Genomic DNA, 18,564 nt, shown 5'->3' on the forward strand with positions numbered 1-18,564 from the left:
CGCAAAAAGGACCTTCGGGTCCTTTTTGTTGTATCTGCCGCACAAACCTGCTTGCATTGATGGTTAAACAATAATCATTCAAAACTTCTATTACACTGCGCGTTCATCTTTCTTCGCACGCCAGCATCGTTTGTTTACCGATGCCAGCCAGCGCACCGGGTCACCCCACACTGCCATGCTGCGTGCACGACTATCCCTTCGCCTCGCGGTCTACAGGCCGCAGTTGGACGCCTTGGATGCCAGCACCTGCATCCACAGCGCAGCCTCCCTGCATGGCAGCGGTCAGGCCCGGTAAAGCTCAAGTGCTGACCCTTTCAGCGCGCCGTTTTCCGCGTTCAACACCCGATTACCATGTCTGACACCGCTATCCCATCAGCCGCGCCGCGTGCGCTGCACACCGCTTTACACACGGCCATGTGGGCTGCCCTGGCCTGCTGGGGCGGCAACGCATTGGCACAAAGCACGCAACCGGTAACTGCTACTCCGGCAGAAACCACGCTCGCCCCCATCACCGTGCAGGGTGAGACCGAGGCCGAGACAGCCACCGGCCCGGTCAAAGGCTTTGTCGCCAAACGCGCCATCTCGGCCACCAAGACCGACACCCCGCTGATCGAGACCCCGCAAGCGATCAGCGTGGTGACGCGCGACCAGTTTGAAGCCCAGGGCGTGACGACCCTGCGCGAGACCACACGCTATGCAGCGGGCATCAACTCCAGCTATTTCGACAACCGCGTCGACAGCTTCAAGGCGCGCGGCGGCGATGTCAGCCAGTACCAGGATGGCCTGCTGCGCACCTATGGCACCTACAACAACATCAAGGTCGAACCCTATACCTTGGAGCGGGTCGAGTTTCTGCGCGGCCCCTCTTCGGTGCTGTATGGCCAGGGCAGCGTGGGCGGCGTGCTCAACCTGACCAGCAAACGCCCGCTGGACCAGCCCCAGCGCGAGCTGCAGGTTCAGCTGGGCAGCCACAGCCGCAAGCAGATTGCCAGCGATATCACCGGCCCCATCGACGACGACGGGCGCTGGCTCTACCGCCTGGTGGCGGTGGGCCGTGACAGCAACACCCAGGTCGACCATGTCAAGGACGACCGCCTGGTCATTGCGCCGTCGCTCACTTTCAAGCCCTTTGCCGGCACCTCGCTGACCTTGCAGGCCATGTACCACAAGGACAAGAGTGGCTCGATCACCCAGTTCTTCCCCTGGCAAGGCACGCGCCTGTCCAGCCCCTACGGCCAGATTCCGACCAACACCTTCATCAGCGAGCCCAACTTTGACAAGTACGATTCCGAGAACAAGTCCTTTGGCTACCTGTTCAGCCACCAGCTGAACGACAGCTGGACCCTGCGCCAGAACCTGCGCCGCACCACCAGCGAGGTGGACTACCGCACGCTCTACACCAGCTTTGCCGCCAACGCCGCAGCGGGCCGCCCTGCCCGGCCGGTGTTCGATCCCGATGGCCGCACCGTGCAGCGCGATGCCGTCTGGCAGGTCAATGGCGGCCGCATGCTGCTGGTCGATACCCAGCTCGAAGGCAAGCTGCAGACCGGTGATGTGCAGCACACGCTGCTGGCCGGTATGGACTGGCAGCGCAATACCACCAGCCAGGCGAGCTGGCGCGCGCTGGGCACACCGCTCGATGTCTACAACCCGGTCTACGGCTCGTTCACGCCGCCCACGGCATCGCAATTGGTGCAGGCGCCCAATGTGTCGCAGCGCCAGCTGGGCTTCTACCTGCAGGACCAGCTGCGCTGGGGCGACTGGAGCGCCACGGCGGGCCTGCGCCGCGACCATGCCAAGACCGAGACCGAAGGCCGGCCCGCAGCCGCTGCCGACGATTCGGCCTGGACCAAGCGCGTAGGCTTGACCTACCAGGCCGGCGGCGGCTGGGCGCCTTATGTCAGCTATACCGAGTCCTTCCAGCCACTGGGCGGCGTGGACTTTTACGGCACGCCCTACAAACCGCAGCGCGGCAAGCAGGTCGAAGCCGGTGTGAAGTGGATTCCCGAAGGCCGGGGCATCTCGGGCTATGCGGCCGTCTACAGCCTGCGCGAGCAAAACCGCAAGACCAATGACCCGGCCAACCCGCTCAACAGCCTGCAGCTGGGTGAAGTCAAGACCCAGGGCTTTGAAGCCGAGATGACCGCCAGCCTGGCCAAAAGCTGGGACTGGACCGTCGCCTATGCCTATACCGACGCCAAGATCAGCCGCAGCAATGCGGGCGACCAGGGCCAGCGCGTGGCTGCCGTCTCGCGCCACATGGCATCGAGCTGGCTGATGCACCGCTTTGCCAGCCAGGGGCGCGGCGGCTGGAGTGTGGGCGCGGGCATGCGCTACACCGGCTCGCAGTGGTCGGGCACCAGCGCCATCGACACGCCCTCCTCGCTGCTGACCGATGCGATGGTGGCTTATGACAGCGGTGACTGGCGCCTGGCCTTCCATGCCAACAACCTGACTGACAAGGTCGTGATCACACAGTGCCTCTCACGCGGCGACTGCTTCTACGGCGAGCGCCGCAACTTCCTGCTGACTGCGACCTACCGCTACTGATCACCACCGATCACCCTGGATCGCGGGCAGCAAAATGCCCGCGCGGTGGATGCAAAAAAGGCTGCGATGACAACCGCAGCCTTTTGCCTTTCTGGCCAGCCGGACCATCAGGCAGCCACCGGCTCCGTGGTCGCCAGAAAATCCTGGCCAATGCGGCCGCCCAGCGCATGCACGCGCTCCAGAAAGCGCACCAGGAAGGCATGCAGGCCGGTGGCCAGCAGCTCATCGATGCGGCCATACTGCAGCTCGGCCAGGAGCAGGCCGGCCTGGCGCTGGGTTTCGGCCGAGTGGTCGTTGGCAACGGCCTGCAGAATCTGCACCACCTCGTACATGCTGGCATGCAAGGAGCGCGGCATGTCGCGCCGCAGGATCAGCATCTCGGCCACACGCTCGGGCGTGATCACATTGCGGTAGACCTTGCGGTAGACCTCGAAGGCCGAGACGCTGCGCAAGATCGCGCTCCAGTGGTAGAAGTCCGAGGGCTGGCTGCCCTTGCCCGGCTGGTAGGAGCCGTGGTAGTCGTTCTTGACGGCATGGAAACGCACATCCAGGAGGCGGGCCGTGTTGTCGGCCCGCTCGATGAAGGTGCCCAGGCGCAAGAACAAAAAGGCATCGTCTTGCAGCATCGTGCCCGAGACCACACCGCGCGAGAGGTGCGAGCGGTGCTTGACCCACTCGAAGAACTTGGCCGGATCGGTCTCGAACTTCTTGGCCTTGAACAGCCGGTTCATATCGAGCCAGGTCAGGTTCTGCGTCTCCCAGGCCTCGGTGGTCAAGGCGCCACGCACGGCACGCGCGTTCTCGCGCGCGGCCAGCAGGCAGCTGTAGATCGATGAGGTATTGGTCTCGTCGCGCACCATGAAGTGCAGCACCCCATCGAGGGTGATCTCGTCATGGCGCTCATAGTAGGCAGGCAGCAGCTCGCTGATGGACAGCACGCTTTGCCAGGCCTTGGTCGCTGCGGTCGCGGACTGCGGCAGCATGGAGGTCTCGTAGCTCACATTGAGCATGCGGGCTGTGTTCTCTGCCCGCTCGGTGTAGCGGGACATCCAGTAGAGGTGATCGGCGGTTCGGCTCAACATAGTGACATTCTTTCGCTAGGCAGATGGATGGCTTTCAAACAAGAACCTCCGGGTTCACTGCTGCATGCCATCCCATTCGCTGTAATCGTCCTCCGGGCCGCGCAGCACCCAGGTGTCCTTGGTGCCCCCGCCTTGCGAGGAGTTGACCACCAGCGATCCATCCTTGAGCGCCACGCGCGTGAGGCCCCCGGGCACCATCTGCACCTCCTTGCCGCTCAGCACAAAGGGGCGCAGATCGATGTGGCGCGGCGCAATGCCGCTTTCCACATAGGTGGGGCTGCTCGAGAGGCTCAAAGTGGGCTGGGCGATATAGCCATTGGGCTTGGCCTTGAGCACCGCGCGGAAGGCCTCGATCTCGGCGCGCGTGGAGGCCGGGCCGATCAGCATGCCGTAGCCGCCAGCGCCATGCACCTCCTTGACCACCAGCTCATCGAGGTGGTCCAGCACATAGGCCAGGTCATCGGGCTTGCGACACATCCAGGTCGGCACGTTCTTCAGGATGGCCTCTTCGCCCAGGTAGAAGCGGATCATCGCCGGCACATAGGGGTAGACCGATTTGTCATCGGCCACGCCCGTGCCCACTGCATTGCAGATGGCCACATTGCCCTTGCGGTAGGCGCGCATCAAGCCGGCGCAACCCAGGGTGGAGCTGGAGCGGAAAACGGTGGGGTCAAGAAAGTCGTCATCGACACGGCGGTAGATCACATCCACCCGCTGCAGACCCTGCGTGGTGCGCATGTAGACCACATCATCGCGCACCAGCAGGTCCTGGCCTTCGACCAGCTCCACGCCCATCTGCTGGGCGAGGAAGGCATGCTCAAAGTAGGCGCTGTTGTACATGCCCGGCGTCAGCACCACCACCGTGGGGTTGTTGGCCGCCTGGTTGGGCGCACTGGCACGCAAGGTGTCGAGCAGCATATCCGGGTAATGCGCCACCGGCGCCACCGCATGGCTGCTGAACAGGCTGGGAAAGAGGCGCATCATCATGCGGCGGTTTTCCAGCATGTACGACACGCCCGAAGGCACGCGCAGGTTGTCTTCGAGCACATAGTAGGTGCCGCTGCCGTCCACCTCGGCTGCGCGCACGATATCGATGCCGGCGATATGCGCATAGGTTTCCAGCGGCACATGCACGCCCCGCATCTCGGGCCGGTACTGGCTGTTGTCCAGCACCAGGTCGCGCGGAATGATGCCGGCCTTCAGAATTTCCTGGTCGTGGTAGACATCGTGGATGAAGCGGTTGAGGGCGGCCACGCGCTGCACCAGGCCCTTTTGCATCTGGGCCCATTCCTGCGAGGGGATGATGCGCGGGATCAGATCAAAGGGAATCAGGCGCTCGGTGCCCGAGCCGTCTTCGTCCTTTTCGCCATAAACCGCAAAGGTGATCCCTACGCGGCGGAATATCAGCTCGGCCTCCTCGCGCAGGGCCTGCATCTTCTCGAAGGGCTGCAGCTGCAGCCATTTGGCATAGCTTTGGTAGTGCGCTCTTTCGGCACCTGCTGCATAAGGCAGGCCCTGGTACATCTCATCGAACTTTTGCATCGCAAAATCCTTTCTGGCACCAGCAGCTTAGCAAGTTTCGCGCCACCCAAAACTAAGTACTAACCTTCATCAAGAATTAGTGCTTGATTTGTTTTGTTAATATCCAATATGCCGCTTGTCTGGCCCTGCTGGGCAGCCTGGTGGCGCCAATAGCGCGGCCGCTTTTGCCGCTCGCACAGCAGCGTCTGGGGCTGGTCGGAGCGCCAGTGCGCCGCACCGCAATGGACCGTGTTGCGCAGCACAATCTGCATCTCTTGGTAACGCTGCTGCACCCGCGCAGCCGGGTGCCTGAAGCGGTTGCGGTAGCCCGTTTGTGCCACCACCCAGCGCGGGAGCACCGCCTCCAGCAGCGGTCGCGTGGATGAGGTGTTGCTGCCGTGGTGCGGAGCCAGCATCAGATCGGCGCGCAACACCGACGGCTCGCCCGCATAGCGCTGCACCAGCGCCCCCTCCTGGGCCCGCTCAATATCGCCGGGCAACAAGGCGCTGGCCGCATGGCCGCCACGCGCGGCCGCCTCGATGCGCAGCACGCAGCTGTGGGCATTGCCCGAGCTATCCCTTGGAATGGAACTGTCTGTGGCACCCAGCTCCTGCGCCCCCGGAAACAGAACGCTGAAATGCACTCCATCCCAGGTCCACGTCTGGCCCGCAGCACAGTCTTGCCAGGGCGCTTCGGCAATGCCCAGGCGCTGCCGCTCATAGGGCAGCAGCGAGCCCAGCACGCCCACCGGCTGGAGCTGCTCCACCACCGCCTGGGCACCGCCCGTATGGTCCACATGGGCGTGGCTGAGCACCAGCAGATCGAGCCGGCCGCTGTCCAGCCCGCGCACGCCCATCGCCCGCATTGCCGGCACCACCACCCGGTCGCCTGCATTGCTGCCAGACCCGTACAACGGGCCCGCGTCATACAGCAGGCTGTGCCTGGCCGTCTGCACCACCACCGCCTGGCCCTGGCCCACATCCAGCGCCCAGAGCGCAAACTGGCCATGGGGCGGCCGCAGCGGCTGCCAGAACAACGCGGGCAGCAGGCAAGGCAGGCCCAGCAGCCGCAGGCGCCAAGGCCAGGGCAGCACCAGCCAGATGCCCCCCAGCACGGCAACGAACGCTGCCCAGCCCGGCGCTGCGGCCAGCCACAACGCGGCATGGGGCCAACTGGCCAGCCACTGCAGCGCCACCATCAAGGGCTGCAGCGCCCAGGCTGCGGCCGTCCACAACGGCCGCAGCACGGCGCCCAGCAAGGCCAGCGGCGTGACCACCCAGGTCACCCAGGGGATGGCCAGCAGATTGGCCACAAAGCCGACCAGCGACACCTGGCCAAACAGCAGCAGGGACAAGGGCGTGATCGCCAGGGTCACCACCCACTGCTCGCGCAGCAGCTTGGCGGCGGCAGCGCAGGCGCCGCGCAGGCCGCGCTGCGCCCTGCCCTGCTCGGGCAGCGCAGCGCTGCGGCTGCTGCCCCCTCGGTCTGATGCAAACAAGATACCGACTGCCAGAAAACTCAGCCAGAACCCCGCCTGCAGCAAGGCCATGGGCTGGGCCAGCACCACGCAGACACAGGTCAGCAGCCAGCGCATATGCCAGGGCCATTGCCGGCCAGTCGATGCCAGCACGGCCACCACCACCAGCATCAGCACCGTGCGCTGCGCGGGAATGCCCCAGCCGCTGAACAGCGCATAGAGCCCCGCACACAGCACCCCGCCCCACAAGGCCACATGGGGTGCCGGCAGCCACAGACACAGCGCCGGGCTGCGCCGCCAGGCCATGCGGATCAGCGCCGCCGCCACCCAGGCAAACAAGGTGATATGCAGGCCCGATATCGCCATCAGATGGGCCACGCCGGTGGTGCGGAAGACGCGCCAGTCCTCGCGGTCAATCGCACGCTGCTCCCCGGTCACCAGCGCCACCAGCACGCCGGCGATGCGCGCCTGCTCTGCCGCCTGCGCCTGGCCCGGCGGGGCAAGGCGCTGCACCATCGCATCACGCACCGCCTGCCGCCAGCGCTCTACCACATGGCCTTGGCCGGAGGCCAGCAGCTGCGGCCCCTGGGCCTGGCCGTGGCGCACATAGCCCGTGGCCTGCACGCCCTGCTCCCACATCCACATCTCGTAGTCAAAACCATGCGGATTGAGGCTGCCATGGGGGGCACGCAAACGCAGCGGCAGCCGCCAGCGCTGCCCCGCCTGCAGCAGCGGAAGATCAGCGTCTGCCGACGCAGGCGGCTCGGGCGCCACACCCGAAAAAGCCCGGTGGTCGGCACGGTACCAGGACAGGTCGATCAGCGGCGGCACTGCCACCGGCGCACCCTTCTGCCCGCCTTGCCCAACCTGCCAAGCCTGCCCGGTCTTGAGCCGAAAGCGCTGGCCGCCGGTGATCGGCAAAGGCATGGCGACGATGACGCCCTCGACCTGCAGGTCTAGCCCTTCCAACGCTGGCAGCAGCTGCTTTTGCGCCTGATGGGCGGCACGCATGCCCGCCAGGCCCAAGGCCAGCGCAGCGGCAGCCAGACAGCACAGCGCGCGATCCAGCCACGGCAGCGGCCCGCGCCAGCGGCTCAGCAGCAAGCTGGCCACGGCCCCCAAGAGCGCCAATGCCGCGTACTGCCAGACAGGCGCCAAGCTGGCCTGCTGCAGTTGCAGGGCCGTACCCGCCAGGATGCCCCAGAGCCAGGCCGCCGGTCGCCAGTAGCCCGCCCAGCCCGGCCCCACACTGCGCTGGACTGCCCGCTTGCAGGAAGAGGTCTCCATCATCTCCACATGCTAGGCAGCGCTGCCTGCAGGTCCGATCAGGGCTTGCCCTAGAGTTCGCCGGCGCCCCTCTCAGGCGACATGGGAAACGGCGCCCTGGCAGGGCATTTGTGCCACACTGGGCGCTTTGCCCCGCCTCCACTTTTGAAAGGACTCCATGAGCGTTTACGACAAACTCCAGGCCCTCGGCATCAGCCTGCCGCCACTGGCGGTGCCCGCTGCCGCCTATCTGCCCTATGTACAGACCGGCAACATGGTGTTTTTGAGCGGCCATATCGCCCGCAAGGATGGCAAGCCCTGGGTGGCGCAGTTTGGCCGCAACATCAACACCGAAGAAGGCAAGCTCGCAGCCCGCGCGGTGGCCATCGACCTGCTGGGCACCTTGCAGCATGCCGCCGGTGGTGATCTGAACCGTGTCAAGCGCGTGGTCAAGCTGATGAGCCTGGTCAACAGCACCGGTGACTTCACCGAGCAGCACCTGGTGACCAATGGCGCCAGTGAGTTGTTCGCCGAAGTGTTTGGCCCTGAAAAGGGTGCCCATGCCCGCAGCGCCTTTGGCGTCGCCCAGATTCCGATGGGCGCCTGCGTCGAGATCGAGCTGATCGCCGAACTCGCTTGACACCTGCACCACGCGATGCGGCGCCCATGCCCTGCGGGTATGGCGCCGCATTGTTTTTGCATGCCACCGCAGTCGGCCATGCCTCTAAGATGCCTGTCTTCTACCCAGCAAGGACAACACCGGCATGAGCATCTACGACCAACTCAAAGCACTGAACATTGAACTGCCGCCCGTGCGCACACCGGCTGCGGCTTACGCACCGTTTGCACAAACCGGCCAACTGGTCTTTATCAGCGGCCACACGGCCAGCAAGAACGGCCAGCCCTGGACCGGCAAGCTAGGCAAGACCATGGACACCGCCGAAGGCCAGCAGGCAGCGCGCGCGGTCGCCATCGACCTGATGGGCACCTTACAAGCAGCAGTCGGTGGCGATCTGAACCGGGTCAAGCGCATTGTCAAGCTGATGAGCCTGGTCAACAGCACGGAAGACTTCACCGAGCAACATCTGGTCACCAACGGCGCCAGCGAATTGCTGGCCCAGGTGTTTGGTCCCGACAAGGGGGCGCATGCCCGCAGCGCCTTTGGCGTCGCCCAGGTCCCCCGGGGCGCCTGTGTCGAGATCGAACTCATCGCCGAAGTGGAATAAATCTGTTGATTAATCAATAGATTTTTCGCTAAATCCCTACAAAAGCCGCAGCCATGCGGCTTTCTTATGGGCGCCGTATCATGGCAATCGCTTACCGCATTCCCCTGCCTGATTGACACACCCCATGCAAGAGCCCCACCCCGCGTCCTCCTCCAGCAACACCACCCGCGGCAACGGCGGCTTTCAGCGCCTGCGCAGCGGCTGGCTGGTGGCCACTGCCTGCTCATTGGTAGCCTGCGCCTCCACCCCCGACGAGGACAGCCAGCGCCGCTACCAGGCATCGCCCCAGTATTCCTCGGCCGACAAGCGCTTTCAGAACCCGCCCAACCCGGCGGCCAAGCCCCATGCCGGCGGCTTTCAGATCTGGTCGCGCTTTTTGTTTGGCGACAAGAGCGGCACCACTCCGCAGGACAGTATTCCGGTCCACACCGTCACCCCGGCGCAGCTGCAAGCGCTGCCCACCGATGCCAACCATGTGATTCGGCTCGGCCACTCGTCGCACCTGCTCAAGCTCCAGGGCCAGTATTGGCTGATCGACCCGGTGTTTGGTGAGCGCGTATCGCCGTTCAGCTTTATCGGCCCCAAGCGCTTCCACCCCACGCCGCTGCCCTTGCAGGACCTGCCGCCGATTGCCGGTCTCATCCTGTCGCACGACCATTACGACCACCTGGACGAGCCGACGATCAAGTTCCTGCTGGGCAAGGTCGAGCGCTACTTTGTGCCGCTGGCCGTGGGCGCGCGCCTGCGCGACATGGGTGTGGCGTCCGAGCGCATTGTCGAGCTCGACTGGTGGCAGCAGGAGCAACACGCCGGTGTCGAGGTCACCGCCACGCCCAGCCAGCATTTCTCGGGCCGCACGCTCAATGACCGCAACAGCACGCTCTGGGCATCCTGGGTGCTGCAAACCGGCGGCCAGCGCATCTACTACAGCGGCGATACCGGCTACTTTCCCGGCTTCAAGGCGATTGGCGACAAGTTTGGCGCGATGGACCTCGCGCTGATGGAAAACGGCGCCTACGACGCCTACTGGCCCTCCGTGCACATGACACCGGAAGAAACCATCCAGGCCTTTACCGATGTGCGCGGCCAGGTGCTCTACAGCGTGCACAACAGCACCTTTGCGCTGGCCATGCACGGCTGGCGTGAGCCGCTGGACCGGCTCGCGGCGCTGGCGCAGCAGCAGGGCATCCAACTGGCCACGCCAGAAATCGGCGAGGTGCTGACCGTGGGCCAGCCGCGCAGCAACAAGCAGTGGTGGGAAGCGCTGCGTTAAGCGCTTTTTTTCCCTACGTCAGCACCGCTCGCCCAAGACTTACTCCACCTCGATCTGCGCGCGCTGCGCCACATCGCGCATCAGCGGCAGCTCGCGTTCCACCCGGGCCTGCAGCGCACGGCCATTGCCCCAGGCGGGCGTCAGGCCAATGCTTTCGAGCTTTTGCTGGGTAGCGGGCTGGGCCATCACATCGGCCAAGGCAGCTTCGAGCTTGGCGCGCACCGGCTCGGGCAGGCCAGCAGGCGCCAGGAACGCAAACCAGGTGCTCATGTCAAAACCAGGGTAGCCGCTTTCGGCCACGGTCGGCACCTCGGGCAGCAAGGCCAGGCGCTGGGCGCCCAGCGCGGCAATCGGCTTGATCTTGCCGGCCTTGATGAGCGGCGTGGTCGCCACCACGGTGTCCACCGCCAACTGCACCTGGCCCCCCATCAACGCGGTCAGGCTCGGTGTGCTGCCGTTGAAGGGCACATGCAGCATGCGCATGCCGGTTGCCGTCTTGAGCATCTCGCCGGCAAAGTGCACCGACGAGGCCGGGCCGAAGGAGCCGTAGGAAAAGCGGTCCGGCGCCGCCTTCGATTGCGCCACCAGGTCCTGCAACGACGTGGCCTTGACGGCATTGTTCGCCACCAGCACCAGACCCATGTCAGCCACCAGGCCCAGCATGCTGAAGCTGCGCATCGGGTCATAGGGCAGCGCCTTGCGCACCACCGGGTTCATCGCCAAGGTGGAGCTGGCACCCAGAAACAAGGTATAGCCATCGGCAGCCGACTTGGCCACCTGGCCGCCCGCCACGGCCGTGCCTGCCCCCGGCCGGTTCTCCACAAACACCGACTGGCCCAGTTTGTCACTGAGCTGCGAGGCCAGCAGCCGTCCCAATATATCCGTGGCCCCGCCGGGTGCAAAAGGCACCACCAGCTTGATCGCACGGTCAGGGTAGCCATGCGCCAGCACTGGGCGCCATGCCAGGCCGGCAGCGCCTGCGGCCAGGTAGGTCAAAAAGCGGTGACGGGATATCGGCATGGACATGGGATCTACCTTTTTTGCGGAAAACGAGGGCAAGGGAGGGATCAGACAGGCGTTGCAGCAACGCCTTCCTGGGTGGGAGCGCAGCCTTAGAAGACGCGCCGGGTCAACGATCTACAGCGTGCTGTCAGCCCAGCAAAGGGCTGCGCACCCGGGCATGGCCGCTGGCCTGGTCATAGGCATGGCCGATTTGCAGCAGCGCCTTGTCCGACTGCGTGGGCCCGATGATCTGCAGGCCGGCAGGCAGCCCGTTGGGGCCAAACCCGGCCGGTACCGACAAGGCCGGCAAGCCCGCCATCGTGGCGCCCACCACCGTCTGCATCCAGCGGTGGTAGGTGTCCATGCTGCGGCCGCCCACGGCATGGGGCCAGTCCAGCTCGGCGTCGAACGGAAACACCTGCGCAGCGGGCAGCACGACAAAGTCATAGCGCTCGTACAGGCGGCGCAGCACCTCGTACCAGCTGCTGCGCACCTTGGCGGCGGCATAGATATCCATGCCCGACAGCGCGCGGCCGCGCTCCATCTCCCACAGCGCCTCGGGCTTGAGCAGCGCACGCTTTTGCGGGTCGTCATACAGCGCCGCATTGGCGCCTGCCACGCTGAAGCTGCGCAGATCAATCCAGGCGCGCCACAGCTGCTCCAGGTCAAAGTCGGGCAGCACCTCATCGACCGTGCAGCCGATGTCGGCAAAGGCGCCCAGCGCCGCGCGGCAGGTCTCGAGCAGGCCCGGCTCGGTGGGCAGGTGCCCGCCCAGGTCACCCAGCCAGGCGATCTTGCGGCCCCGGAAATCGCGCTCCAGGCCCTGGCCCCAGTCCTGCGCGCCTTCGCTGCGGCGCGTGAGCGGCAAGCGCGCATCAAAGCCCGCCTGCACCGACAGCAGCAAGGCCAGATCGGGAATATCGCGTGCCATGGGCCCGGCCACGCTGAACTGCTGGAAGAACACCTCATCGCCCGGGCCATGCGGCACGCAGCCCACGGAGGTGCGCAGGCCGTAGACATTGTTGAAGGCCGCCGGCGTGCGCAGCGAGCCCATCATGTCCGAGCCATCTGCCACGGGCAGCATGCGCAAGGCCACCGCAACGGCTGCACCGCCGCTGCTGCCACCGGCCGAGCGGCTCTGGTCAAAGGCATTGCGGGTGGTGCCGTAGACCGGGTTGTAGGTGTGGCCGCCCAGGCCAAATTCCGGTGAATTGCTGCGCGCCACAAAGAGCGCTCCGCCCGCGCGCATGCGCTCAAAAATCACCGCATCGCTGCTGCTGACCTGGCCCTGGAAGATCGGCGAGCCCTTGGTGGTGACCATGCCGGCGGCCGGCGAAATGTCTTTGGGCGCCTGCGGAAAACCGTGCAGCGGCCCGCGGCTCTTGCCCTGGGCCAGTTCGGCATCGAGCTGTGCGGCTTGGGCCAGCAGCGGCTCGCACGGCATGGGCGCGACCAGCGCATTCACCTGGGGGTTCAACCGGTCAATCTGGCCCCAGAAGGCCTGCAGCACCTCGGTGCAGGACAACTCGCGCCGCTGGATGGCTGCCGACAGCGCCACGGCGCTCAACTCGACGATGCTGTGGTCGGCAGGAACAGGCTGGGATGGCATGGAATGTATGTCTCTTGGATGTCAGAAAAATCCAGCATAGGCAATGCGGCCTATTTCGACAATCACAATTTTTTGCGGTTATCGTTGCGTTTTTTGCAAAGCAGACCATGACTCCCTCGCAGCACCTCCAGGACACCGCCATCCGCTACTTTCTGGAAGTCGTGCGCAGCGGCTCGGTGAGCGAGGCCGCACTGCGCCTCAATGTCTCGGCCTCGGCCGTCAGCCGCCAGATCGCATCGCTGGAGGAAGTGCTGCAGGTGCCGCTGTTCGAGCGCCGCCCGCGCGGCATGGTCGCCAGTGCGGCCGGTGAGCTCTTGGCCACCCATGCCAAGCGCCATGCCTTGGATGCCGAGCGCGTGGTGGCCGATATCGAGGCACTGCAAGGCCTGCGCCGGGGCCAGGTGCGGGTCTGCGCATCGGCCGGCTTTGCGTTTGAGTTTTTGCCTCTCGCGATGGCCACGTTTCGCGAGCAGCACCCGGGCATGCAGTTCCAGCTGGTCTCGGCCTCGCCCGCCCAGGTGACCCAGGCGGTGCGCAATGGCGAGGCCGATGTGGGCCTGACCTACAGCCGCGCCGCCGTGCGCGATATCGATGTGCAGCACCGCCAGAATTCGCCGGTCATCCTGATCATGCCACCCGGCCACCCACTGGCCCGTTTTGCCAGCGTCAGCCTGGCGCAGATGCAGCCCTACCCGCTCGCGCTGCTGGACGACGGCAATACCGCGCGCCAGCTGTTTGACATTGCCAGCGGCCAGCGCGGCCTGGTGTTTGACCCGGTGCTCGAGAGCGGGCAGTTCGATGCGCTGGTGCGCTTTGTGCTGCACGGCGGCGGGCTCACCCTGGGCGGCGAGGTCACCGTGCGCGAGTATGTGCGCCGGGGCCTGCTGCACACCGTGCCCATCCGCGAGCGCGGCATGCATGCGCGCTCCATCGAGCTGCAAACGCTGACGGGCCGCAACCTGCCCCGGGGCGTGCGCGCTTTTGTCGACCATCTGCGGGCGCTGTTGCCCGCGCCGCGCTGATCGGCGCTGCAACGGCGGGCCATGAAAAAGCCCTGCCGGGCAATGCCGGGCAGGGCTTGGTCGTGCATGACCGCGCGCTTTATTCGACGCGGAACACGGCGCTGGGCTTGAAGCCCAGGTCTGCGAGCTTGCCCTTCTTGGCGCGTCCGGCCTTGGCGTTGTTGAGGCTGCGGATCTCAAGGGTTTCCTCACGGGCCTTGCCGCCGCGCCCCAAGCCTTCGATGCGGATGCTGCGCGTGTAGACGGCCACACCGGCCAAGCGGTCCTTGTCTTCCAGGTCAATGAGCTTGAGCCCCTTGCCGCCCTTGGCCATGTGGTTGAGCTCGCCGATCTCGAAGGTGAGGATGCGGCCACCCACCGAGGCGCAGGCCACGTGGCTGGCATCGGCCAGCGGCTGGCTACCGCTGCTGCCCGAGATATGCGAGGGGGCGCAGAGCGTGTCGCCCTCGTCCAGGCTGACAAAGGCCTTGCCGCCCTTTTGGCGTGAGACCATGTTTTCCACCAAGGCCGTGAAGCCATACCCCGCGCTGCTGGCCAGCAACAAATGGGCCGACAGCGGACCGGCAAAGTAGTACTGGATCTGGGTGCCCGCTTCCAGCTCCATCAAGGTGGTCACCGGCTGGCCATCACCGCGGCCGCCGGGCAGGTTGGCCACGGCGACCGAGTAGACCCGGCCGTTGCTGCCAAAGACCAGCAGCTGGTCGACCGTGCGGCATTCAAAGGTGCCATAGAGGCTGTCACCCGATTTGAAGCTGAAGCTGTCGGCCGCATGGCCGTGGCCGGTACGCGCGCGCACCCAGCCTTTTTCCGACACGACGACGGTGACCGGCTCATCGACCACCTTGACTTCGGCAACCGCCTTTTTCTCTTCCTGGATCAAGGTGCGGCGCGCATCGGCGAACTGCTTGGCGTCCGCTTCGATCTCCTTGACCATCAGGCGCTTGAGCGAGGCGGGGTTGGCCAGAATGTCTTCGAGCTTGCCCTGCTCTGCGCGCAGCTCGCTCAGCTCCTGCTCGATCTTGATCGCTTCCAAGCGGGCGAGCTGGCGCAGGCGGATTTCCAGGATGTCGTCGGCCTGGCGCTCGCTCAGGTCAAAGCGCGCCATCAGCGCGGCCTTGGGCTCGTCGCTGGCGCGGATGATGGCGATCACCTCGTCGATATTGAGCAGAATGGTCTGCCGGCCTTCCAGGATATGGATGCGGTCGAGCACCTTGGCGAGCCGGTGCTCGGAGCGGCGCGTGATCGTCGTCTGGCGGAACTCGATCCACTCTTCCAGCATCAGGCGCAGCGACTTTTGCGTGGGCTTGCCGTCGATGCCGATCATCGTCAGGTTGACCGACGAGGAGCTCTCCAGGCTGGTGTGCGCCAGCAGGCAGGTGATCAGCTCGGACTGCGGCGTCTTGCCGGTCTTGGGCTCGAACACCAGGCGCACGGCCGCATCCTTGCTCGACTCGTCGCGCACCACATCGAGCAATGACAGCACCGTGGCCTTGAGCTGGCTTTGCTCCTGGGTCAAGGTCTTCTTGCCGGTCTTGATCTTGGGGTTGGTCAGGTCCTCGATCTCTTCGAGTACCTTTTGCGAGGAAACGCCCGGCGGCAGCTCGTTGACGACCAGCTGCCACTGGCCACGCGCCAGCTCTTCGATGGTCCAGCGCGCACGCACCTTGATCGAGCCGCGCCCCGTACGGTAGGCGTCGGCAATGTCCTTGTCGCTGCTGATGATCTGGCCGCCACCGGGGAAGTCCGGGCCGGGGATGATCTGCTGCAGGTCGAAGTCGGTCATCGCCGGCTTCTTGATCAGCGCCACGCAGGCATCGGCCACCTCGCGCAGGTTGTGGCTGGGGATTTCGGTGGCAAGGCCCACCGCAATGCCGCTGGCGCCGTTGAGCAGCGAGAACGGCAGGCGCGCCGGCAGCTGGCTGGGCTCCTGGGTGGAGCCGTCGTAGTTGGGCACAAAGTCCACCGTGCCCATGTCGATCTCGTCGAGCAGCAGGCTGGTGATCTTGGACAGGCGCGCCTCGGTATAACGCATGGCCGCTGCGCCATCGCCATCGCGGCTGCCAAAGTTGCCCTGGCCGTCGATCAGCGGGTAGCGCTGGGCAAAGTCCTGGGCCATGCGCACCAGCGCGTCATAGGCCGATTGGTCGCCATGCGGGTGAAAGCGGCCCAGCACATCACCAACGACACGGGCGCTTTTGACCGGCTTGGCCGCCGTCGCGCGGTTGGGGCCGCTGTAGCCCAGGCCCATGCGCTCCATCGCAAACAGGATGCGTCGCTGCACGGGCTTCAAGCCATCGCAGACGTCTGGCAGTGCGCGGCCCTTGACCACCGACAGCGCATATTCCAGATAGGCGCGCTGCGCGTAATTGCCCAGGTCCAGGCTGTCGCCGTCCTCGGGCACCGGGTTGGACAGCAGGTCCTGACCGTTCTCTTCACTCATAGGGGTTCAGCTTTCTTTGCTTGTGGCACGGCTGCGCGCGGCTGGCTTGGGTTCGATTGTTTATTCAGCGGCGTGGGCAGCAGGACATCAGATATCAATTTCGACCTCGTGGCCGTGCAGCTCCATCAGGTCGCGGCGGGCCGCAGCCTCGCCCTTGCCCATCAGCTGGGTCATGACCTCACGGGTTTGCAGCACATCGGTCTGGCTCAGACGCACCGGCAGCAGGCGGCGGGTGTCCGGGTTCAGCGTGGTTTCCCACAGCTGCTCGGCATTCATCTCGCCCAGGCCCTTGAAGCGGCTGACCTGGCATTTCTCGCGCGGCACACCATCCTTGGCGGCCTTGTCGAAGATGGCATGCATCTCGGCCTCGTCGAGCGCATAGACCTTGGCCGCAGGCTTTTTGCCCCGGGCAGGAATATCGACGCGAAACAGCGGCGGCCGCGCCACACAGACATGGCCCTTGTCGATGAGCTGCGGGAAATGCTTGAAGAACAGGGTCAGCAGCAGCACCTGGATGTGCGAGCCGTCCACGTCGGCATCGCTCAGGATGCAGATCTTGCCGTAGCGCAGACCGCTCAGGTCCACCTCGTCATCGGGGCCATGCGGGTCCACGCCAATGGCTACCGAGATATCGTGGATTTCGGTATTGGCAAACAGGCGGTCGCGGTCCACTTCCCAGGTGTTGAGTACCTTGCCGCGCAGCGGCAGGATGGCCTGGGTTTCCTTGTCGCGGCCCATCTTGGCGCTGCCTCCGGCCGAATCACCCTCGACCAGAAACACCTCGTTATAGGCCAGGTCGCGGCTTTCACAATCGGTCAGCTTGCCGGGCAACACGGCCACGCCGCTGCCCTTGCGCTTTTCCACCTTCTGGCCGGCGCGCTGGCGCGTCTGCGCCGCCTTGATCGCGATCTCGGCGAGCTTCTTGCCGTATTCGACGTTCTGGTTGAGCCACAGCTCCAGCGCTGGCCGCACCATGCCCGAGACCAGGCGTACGGCATCGCGCGAGTTCAGGCGCTCCTTGATCTGGCCCTGGAACTGGGGATCGAGCACCTTGGCCGAGAGCACATAGCTGGCACGGGCAAACACATCCTCGGGCATCAGCTTGACGCCCTTGGGCAGCAACGAGTGCAGCTCGATAAAGCTCTTCACGGCCTGGAACAGGCCATCACGCAGCCCGCTTTCATGCGTGCCGCCCGCCGTGGTCGGGATCAGGTTGACATAGCTCTCGCGCACCGGCTGCCCTTCATCGGTAAAGGCCACGCACCACGATGCCCCTTCGCCCTCGGCAAAATGGTCATCGCTGCGGCCGGCAAAACCCTCGCCCTCGAACACGGGGATGATCGGGTCGACCGGCAGGGTCTGCAGCAGGTAGTCCTTGAGGCCACCCTTGTACTGCCAGGTCTGCGTCTCGCGGCTCTTGTCCTGCGTCAGCTGCACGCTCACGCCGGGCATCAGCACGGCCTTGCTCCGCAGCAGGTGTACCAGCTCGCCCATCGGCAGGTGGCTGGATTCGAAATACTTGGCATCGGGCCAGACGCGCACCGTCGTGCCCTGCTTGCGGTCCCCGCTGACCATCGCGCGCACCTGCAGAGGCTCGACCACATCGCCACCGGCAAAGGCCATCGTGGCGACCGAGCCATCGCGGTGCACCGTCACCTCCATGCGGGTGGCCAAGGCGTTGGTCACCGAAACCCCCACGCCATGCAGACCGCCCGAGAAGCTGTAGGCGCCGCCCTGGCCCTTGTCGAACTTGCCGCCCGCGTGCAGGCGGGTGAACACCAGCTCCACCACCGGCGCATGCTCTTCGGGGTGCATGCCAAACGGAATGCCCCGGCCATCGTCCTCGACACTGATGGAGCCATCGGTGTGCAGATAGACGCGGATCTTCTTGCCAAAGCCGGCGAGGGCCTCGTCGGCCGCGTTGTCGATCACCTCCTGGATGATGTGCAGCGGATTGTCGGTACGGGTATACATGCCCGGGCGCTGCTTGACCGGCTCAAGCCCCTTGAGAACCCGTATCGAGCCCTCTGCGTATTCACTGGTAGACGTGTTTTTGCTTGCCATAACTTTCCATTCTAGCGGCTGCCATTGTAAA

General features: G+C 65.2%; 12 protein-coding genes. 5 read left to right on the forward strand and 7 right to left on the reverse strand.

What is annotated here, in order from left to right:
• Positions 1–414: 414 nt before the first annotated feature.
• Positions 415–2,550: a TonB-dependent siderophore receptor gene (locus ACPEE1_RS17110; RefSeq protein ID WP_116927258.1), complete on the forward strand. Its 2,136-nt coding sequence runs from the start codon at positions 415–417 to the stop codon at positions 2,548–2,550.
• Between the two features lie 107 nt (positions 2,551–2,657).
• Here ACPEE1_RS17110 and ACPEE1_RS17115 read toward each other — a convergent pair whose 3' ends face one another.
• From ACPEE1_RS17115 to ACPEE1_RS17125, 3 genes are read right to left on the reverse strand one after another with little or no spacing between them, the layout of a single operon-like run.
• A complete protein-coding gene (locus ACPEE1_RS17115; protein ID WP_021025531.1) occupies positions 2,658–3,632 on the reverse strand; it encodes an alpha-E domain-containing protein in 975 nt (324 codons plus the stop codon).
• Between the two features lie 54 nt (positions 3,633–3,686).
• Entirely contained in the window at positions 3,687–5,174 is a 1,488-nt protein-coding gene (locus tag ACPEE1_RS17120) for a circularly permuted type 2 ATP-grasp protein (protein ID WP_182345225.1), read from the reverse strand.
• Positions 5,175–5,233: 59 nt separating this feature from the next.
• Entirely contained in the window at positions 5,234–7,918 is a 2,685-nt protein-coding gene (locus tag ACPEE1_RS17125; protein ID WP_182345224.1) for a DNA internalization-related competence protein ComEC/Rec2, read from the reverse strand.
• Positions 7,919–8,075: 157 nt separating this feature from the next.
• Between ACPEE1_RS17125 and ACPEE1_RS17130 the strand changes: the two genes are divergently transcribed.
• The 3 genes from ACPEE1_RS17130 to ACPEE1_RS17140 all read left to right on the forward strand — a co-directional run bounded on the left by ACPEE1_RS17130 (position 8,076) and on the right by ACPEE1_RS17140 (position 10,396).
• Positions 8,076–8,537, forward strand: a complete 462-nt coding sequence (locus tag ACPEE1_RS17130; protein ID WP_021027680.1) for a RidA family protein — start codon at positions 8,076–8,078, stop codon at positions 8,535–8,537.
• A 124-nt stretch (positions 8,538–8,661) separates the two neighbouring features.
• The gene (locus tag ACPEE1_RS17135; RefSeq protein WP_116927256.1) at positions 8,662–9,123 is read left to right on the forward strand and encodes a RidA family protein; all 462 of its coding nucleotides are present in this window, start codon (positions 8,662–8,664) and stop codon (positions 9,121–9,123) included.
• Positions 9,124–9,247: 124 nt separating this feature from the next.
• Positions 9,248–10,396 (forward strand): MBL fold metallo-hydrolase, encoded by a 1,149-nt coding sequence (locus tag ACPEE1_RS17140; RefSeq protein ID WP_116927255.1) that lies wholly within the window; start codon positions 9,248–9,250, stop codon positions 10,394–10,396.
• A 39-nt stretch (positions 10,397–10,435) separates the two neighbouring features.
• Here ACPEE1_RS17140 and ACPEE1_RS17145 read toward each other — a convergent pair whose 3' ends face one another.
• Both ACPEE1_RS17145 and ACPEE1_RS17150 read right to left on the reverse strand, forming a co-directional pair.
• The gene (locus ACPEE1_RS17145; RefSeq protein ID WP_182345223.1) at positions 10,436–11,416 is read right to left on the reverse strand and encodes a Bug family tripartite tricarboxylate transporter substrate binding protein; all 981 of its coding nucleotides are present in this window, start codon (positions 11,414–11,416) and stop codon (positions 10,436–10,438) included.
• Between the two features lie 130 nt (positions 11,417–11,546).
• Positions 11,547–13,007 carry an amidase gene (locus ACPEE1_RS17150; protein WP_182345222.1) on the reverse strand — a complete coding sequence of 487 codons (1,461 nt, stop codon included), beginning with the start codon at positions 13,005–13,007 and terminating at the stop codon, positions 11,547–11,549.
• A gap of 107 nt (positions 13,008–13,114) precedes the next feature.
• Between ACPEE1_RS17150 and ACPEE1_RS17155 the strand changes: the two genes are divergently transcribed.
• Positions 13,115–14,029, forward strand: coding sequence for a LysR family transcriptional regulator (locus ACPEE1_RS17155; protein ID WP_182345221.1), 915 nt, complete (start codon positions 13,115–13,117; stop codon positions 14,027–14,029).
• Between the two features lie 79 nt (positions 14,030–14,108).
• On the opposite strand, the gene parC is transcribed toward ACPEE1_RS17155, so the two are convergent.
• Together parC and ACPEE1_RS17165 are read right to left on the reverse strand one after the other, a co-directional pair.
• Positions 14,109–16,469: a DNA topoisomerase IV subunit A gene (gene parC / locus ACPEE1_RS17160; RefSeq protein WP_182345220.1), complete on the reverse strand. Its 2,361-nt coding sequence runs from the start codon at positions 16,467–16,469 to the stop codon at positions 14,109–14,111.
• An 87-nt stretch (positions 16,470–16,556) separates the two neighbouring features.
• The gene (locus ACPEE1_RS17165; protein ID WP_182345219.1) at positions 16,557–18,533 is read right to left on the reverse strand and encodes a DNA topoisomerase IV subunit B; all 1,977 of its coding nucleotides are present in this window, start codon (positions 18,531–18,533) and stop codon (positions 16,557–16,559) included.
• Positions 18,534–18,564 lie beyond the last annotated feature (31 nt).

Source organism: Comamonas sp. 23 (assembly GCF_049601575.1).
Classification (GTDB): Bacteria; Pseudomonadota; Gammaproteobacteria; order Burkholderiales; family Burkholderiaceae_C; genus Comamonas; species Comamonas squillarum.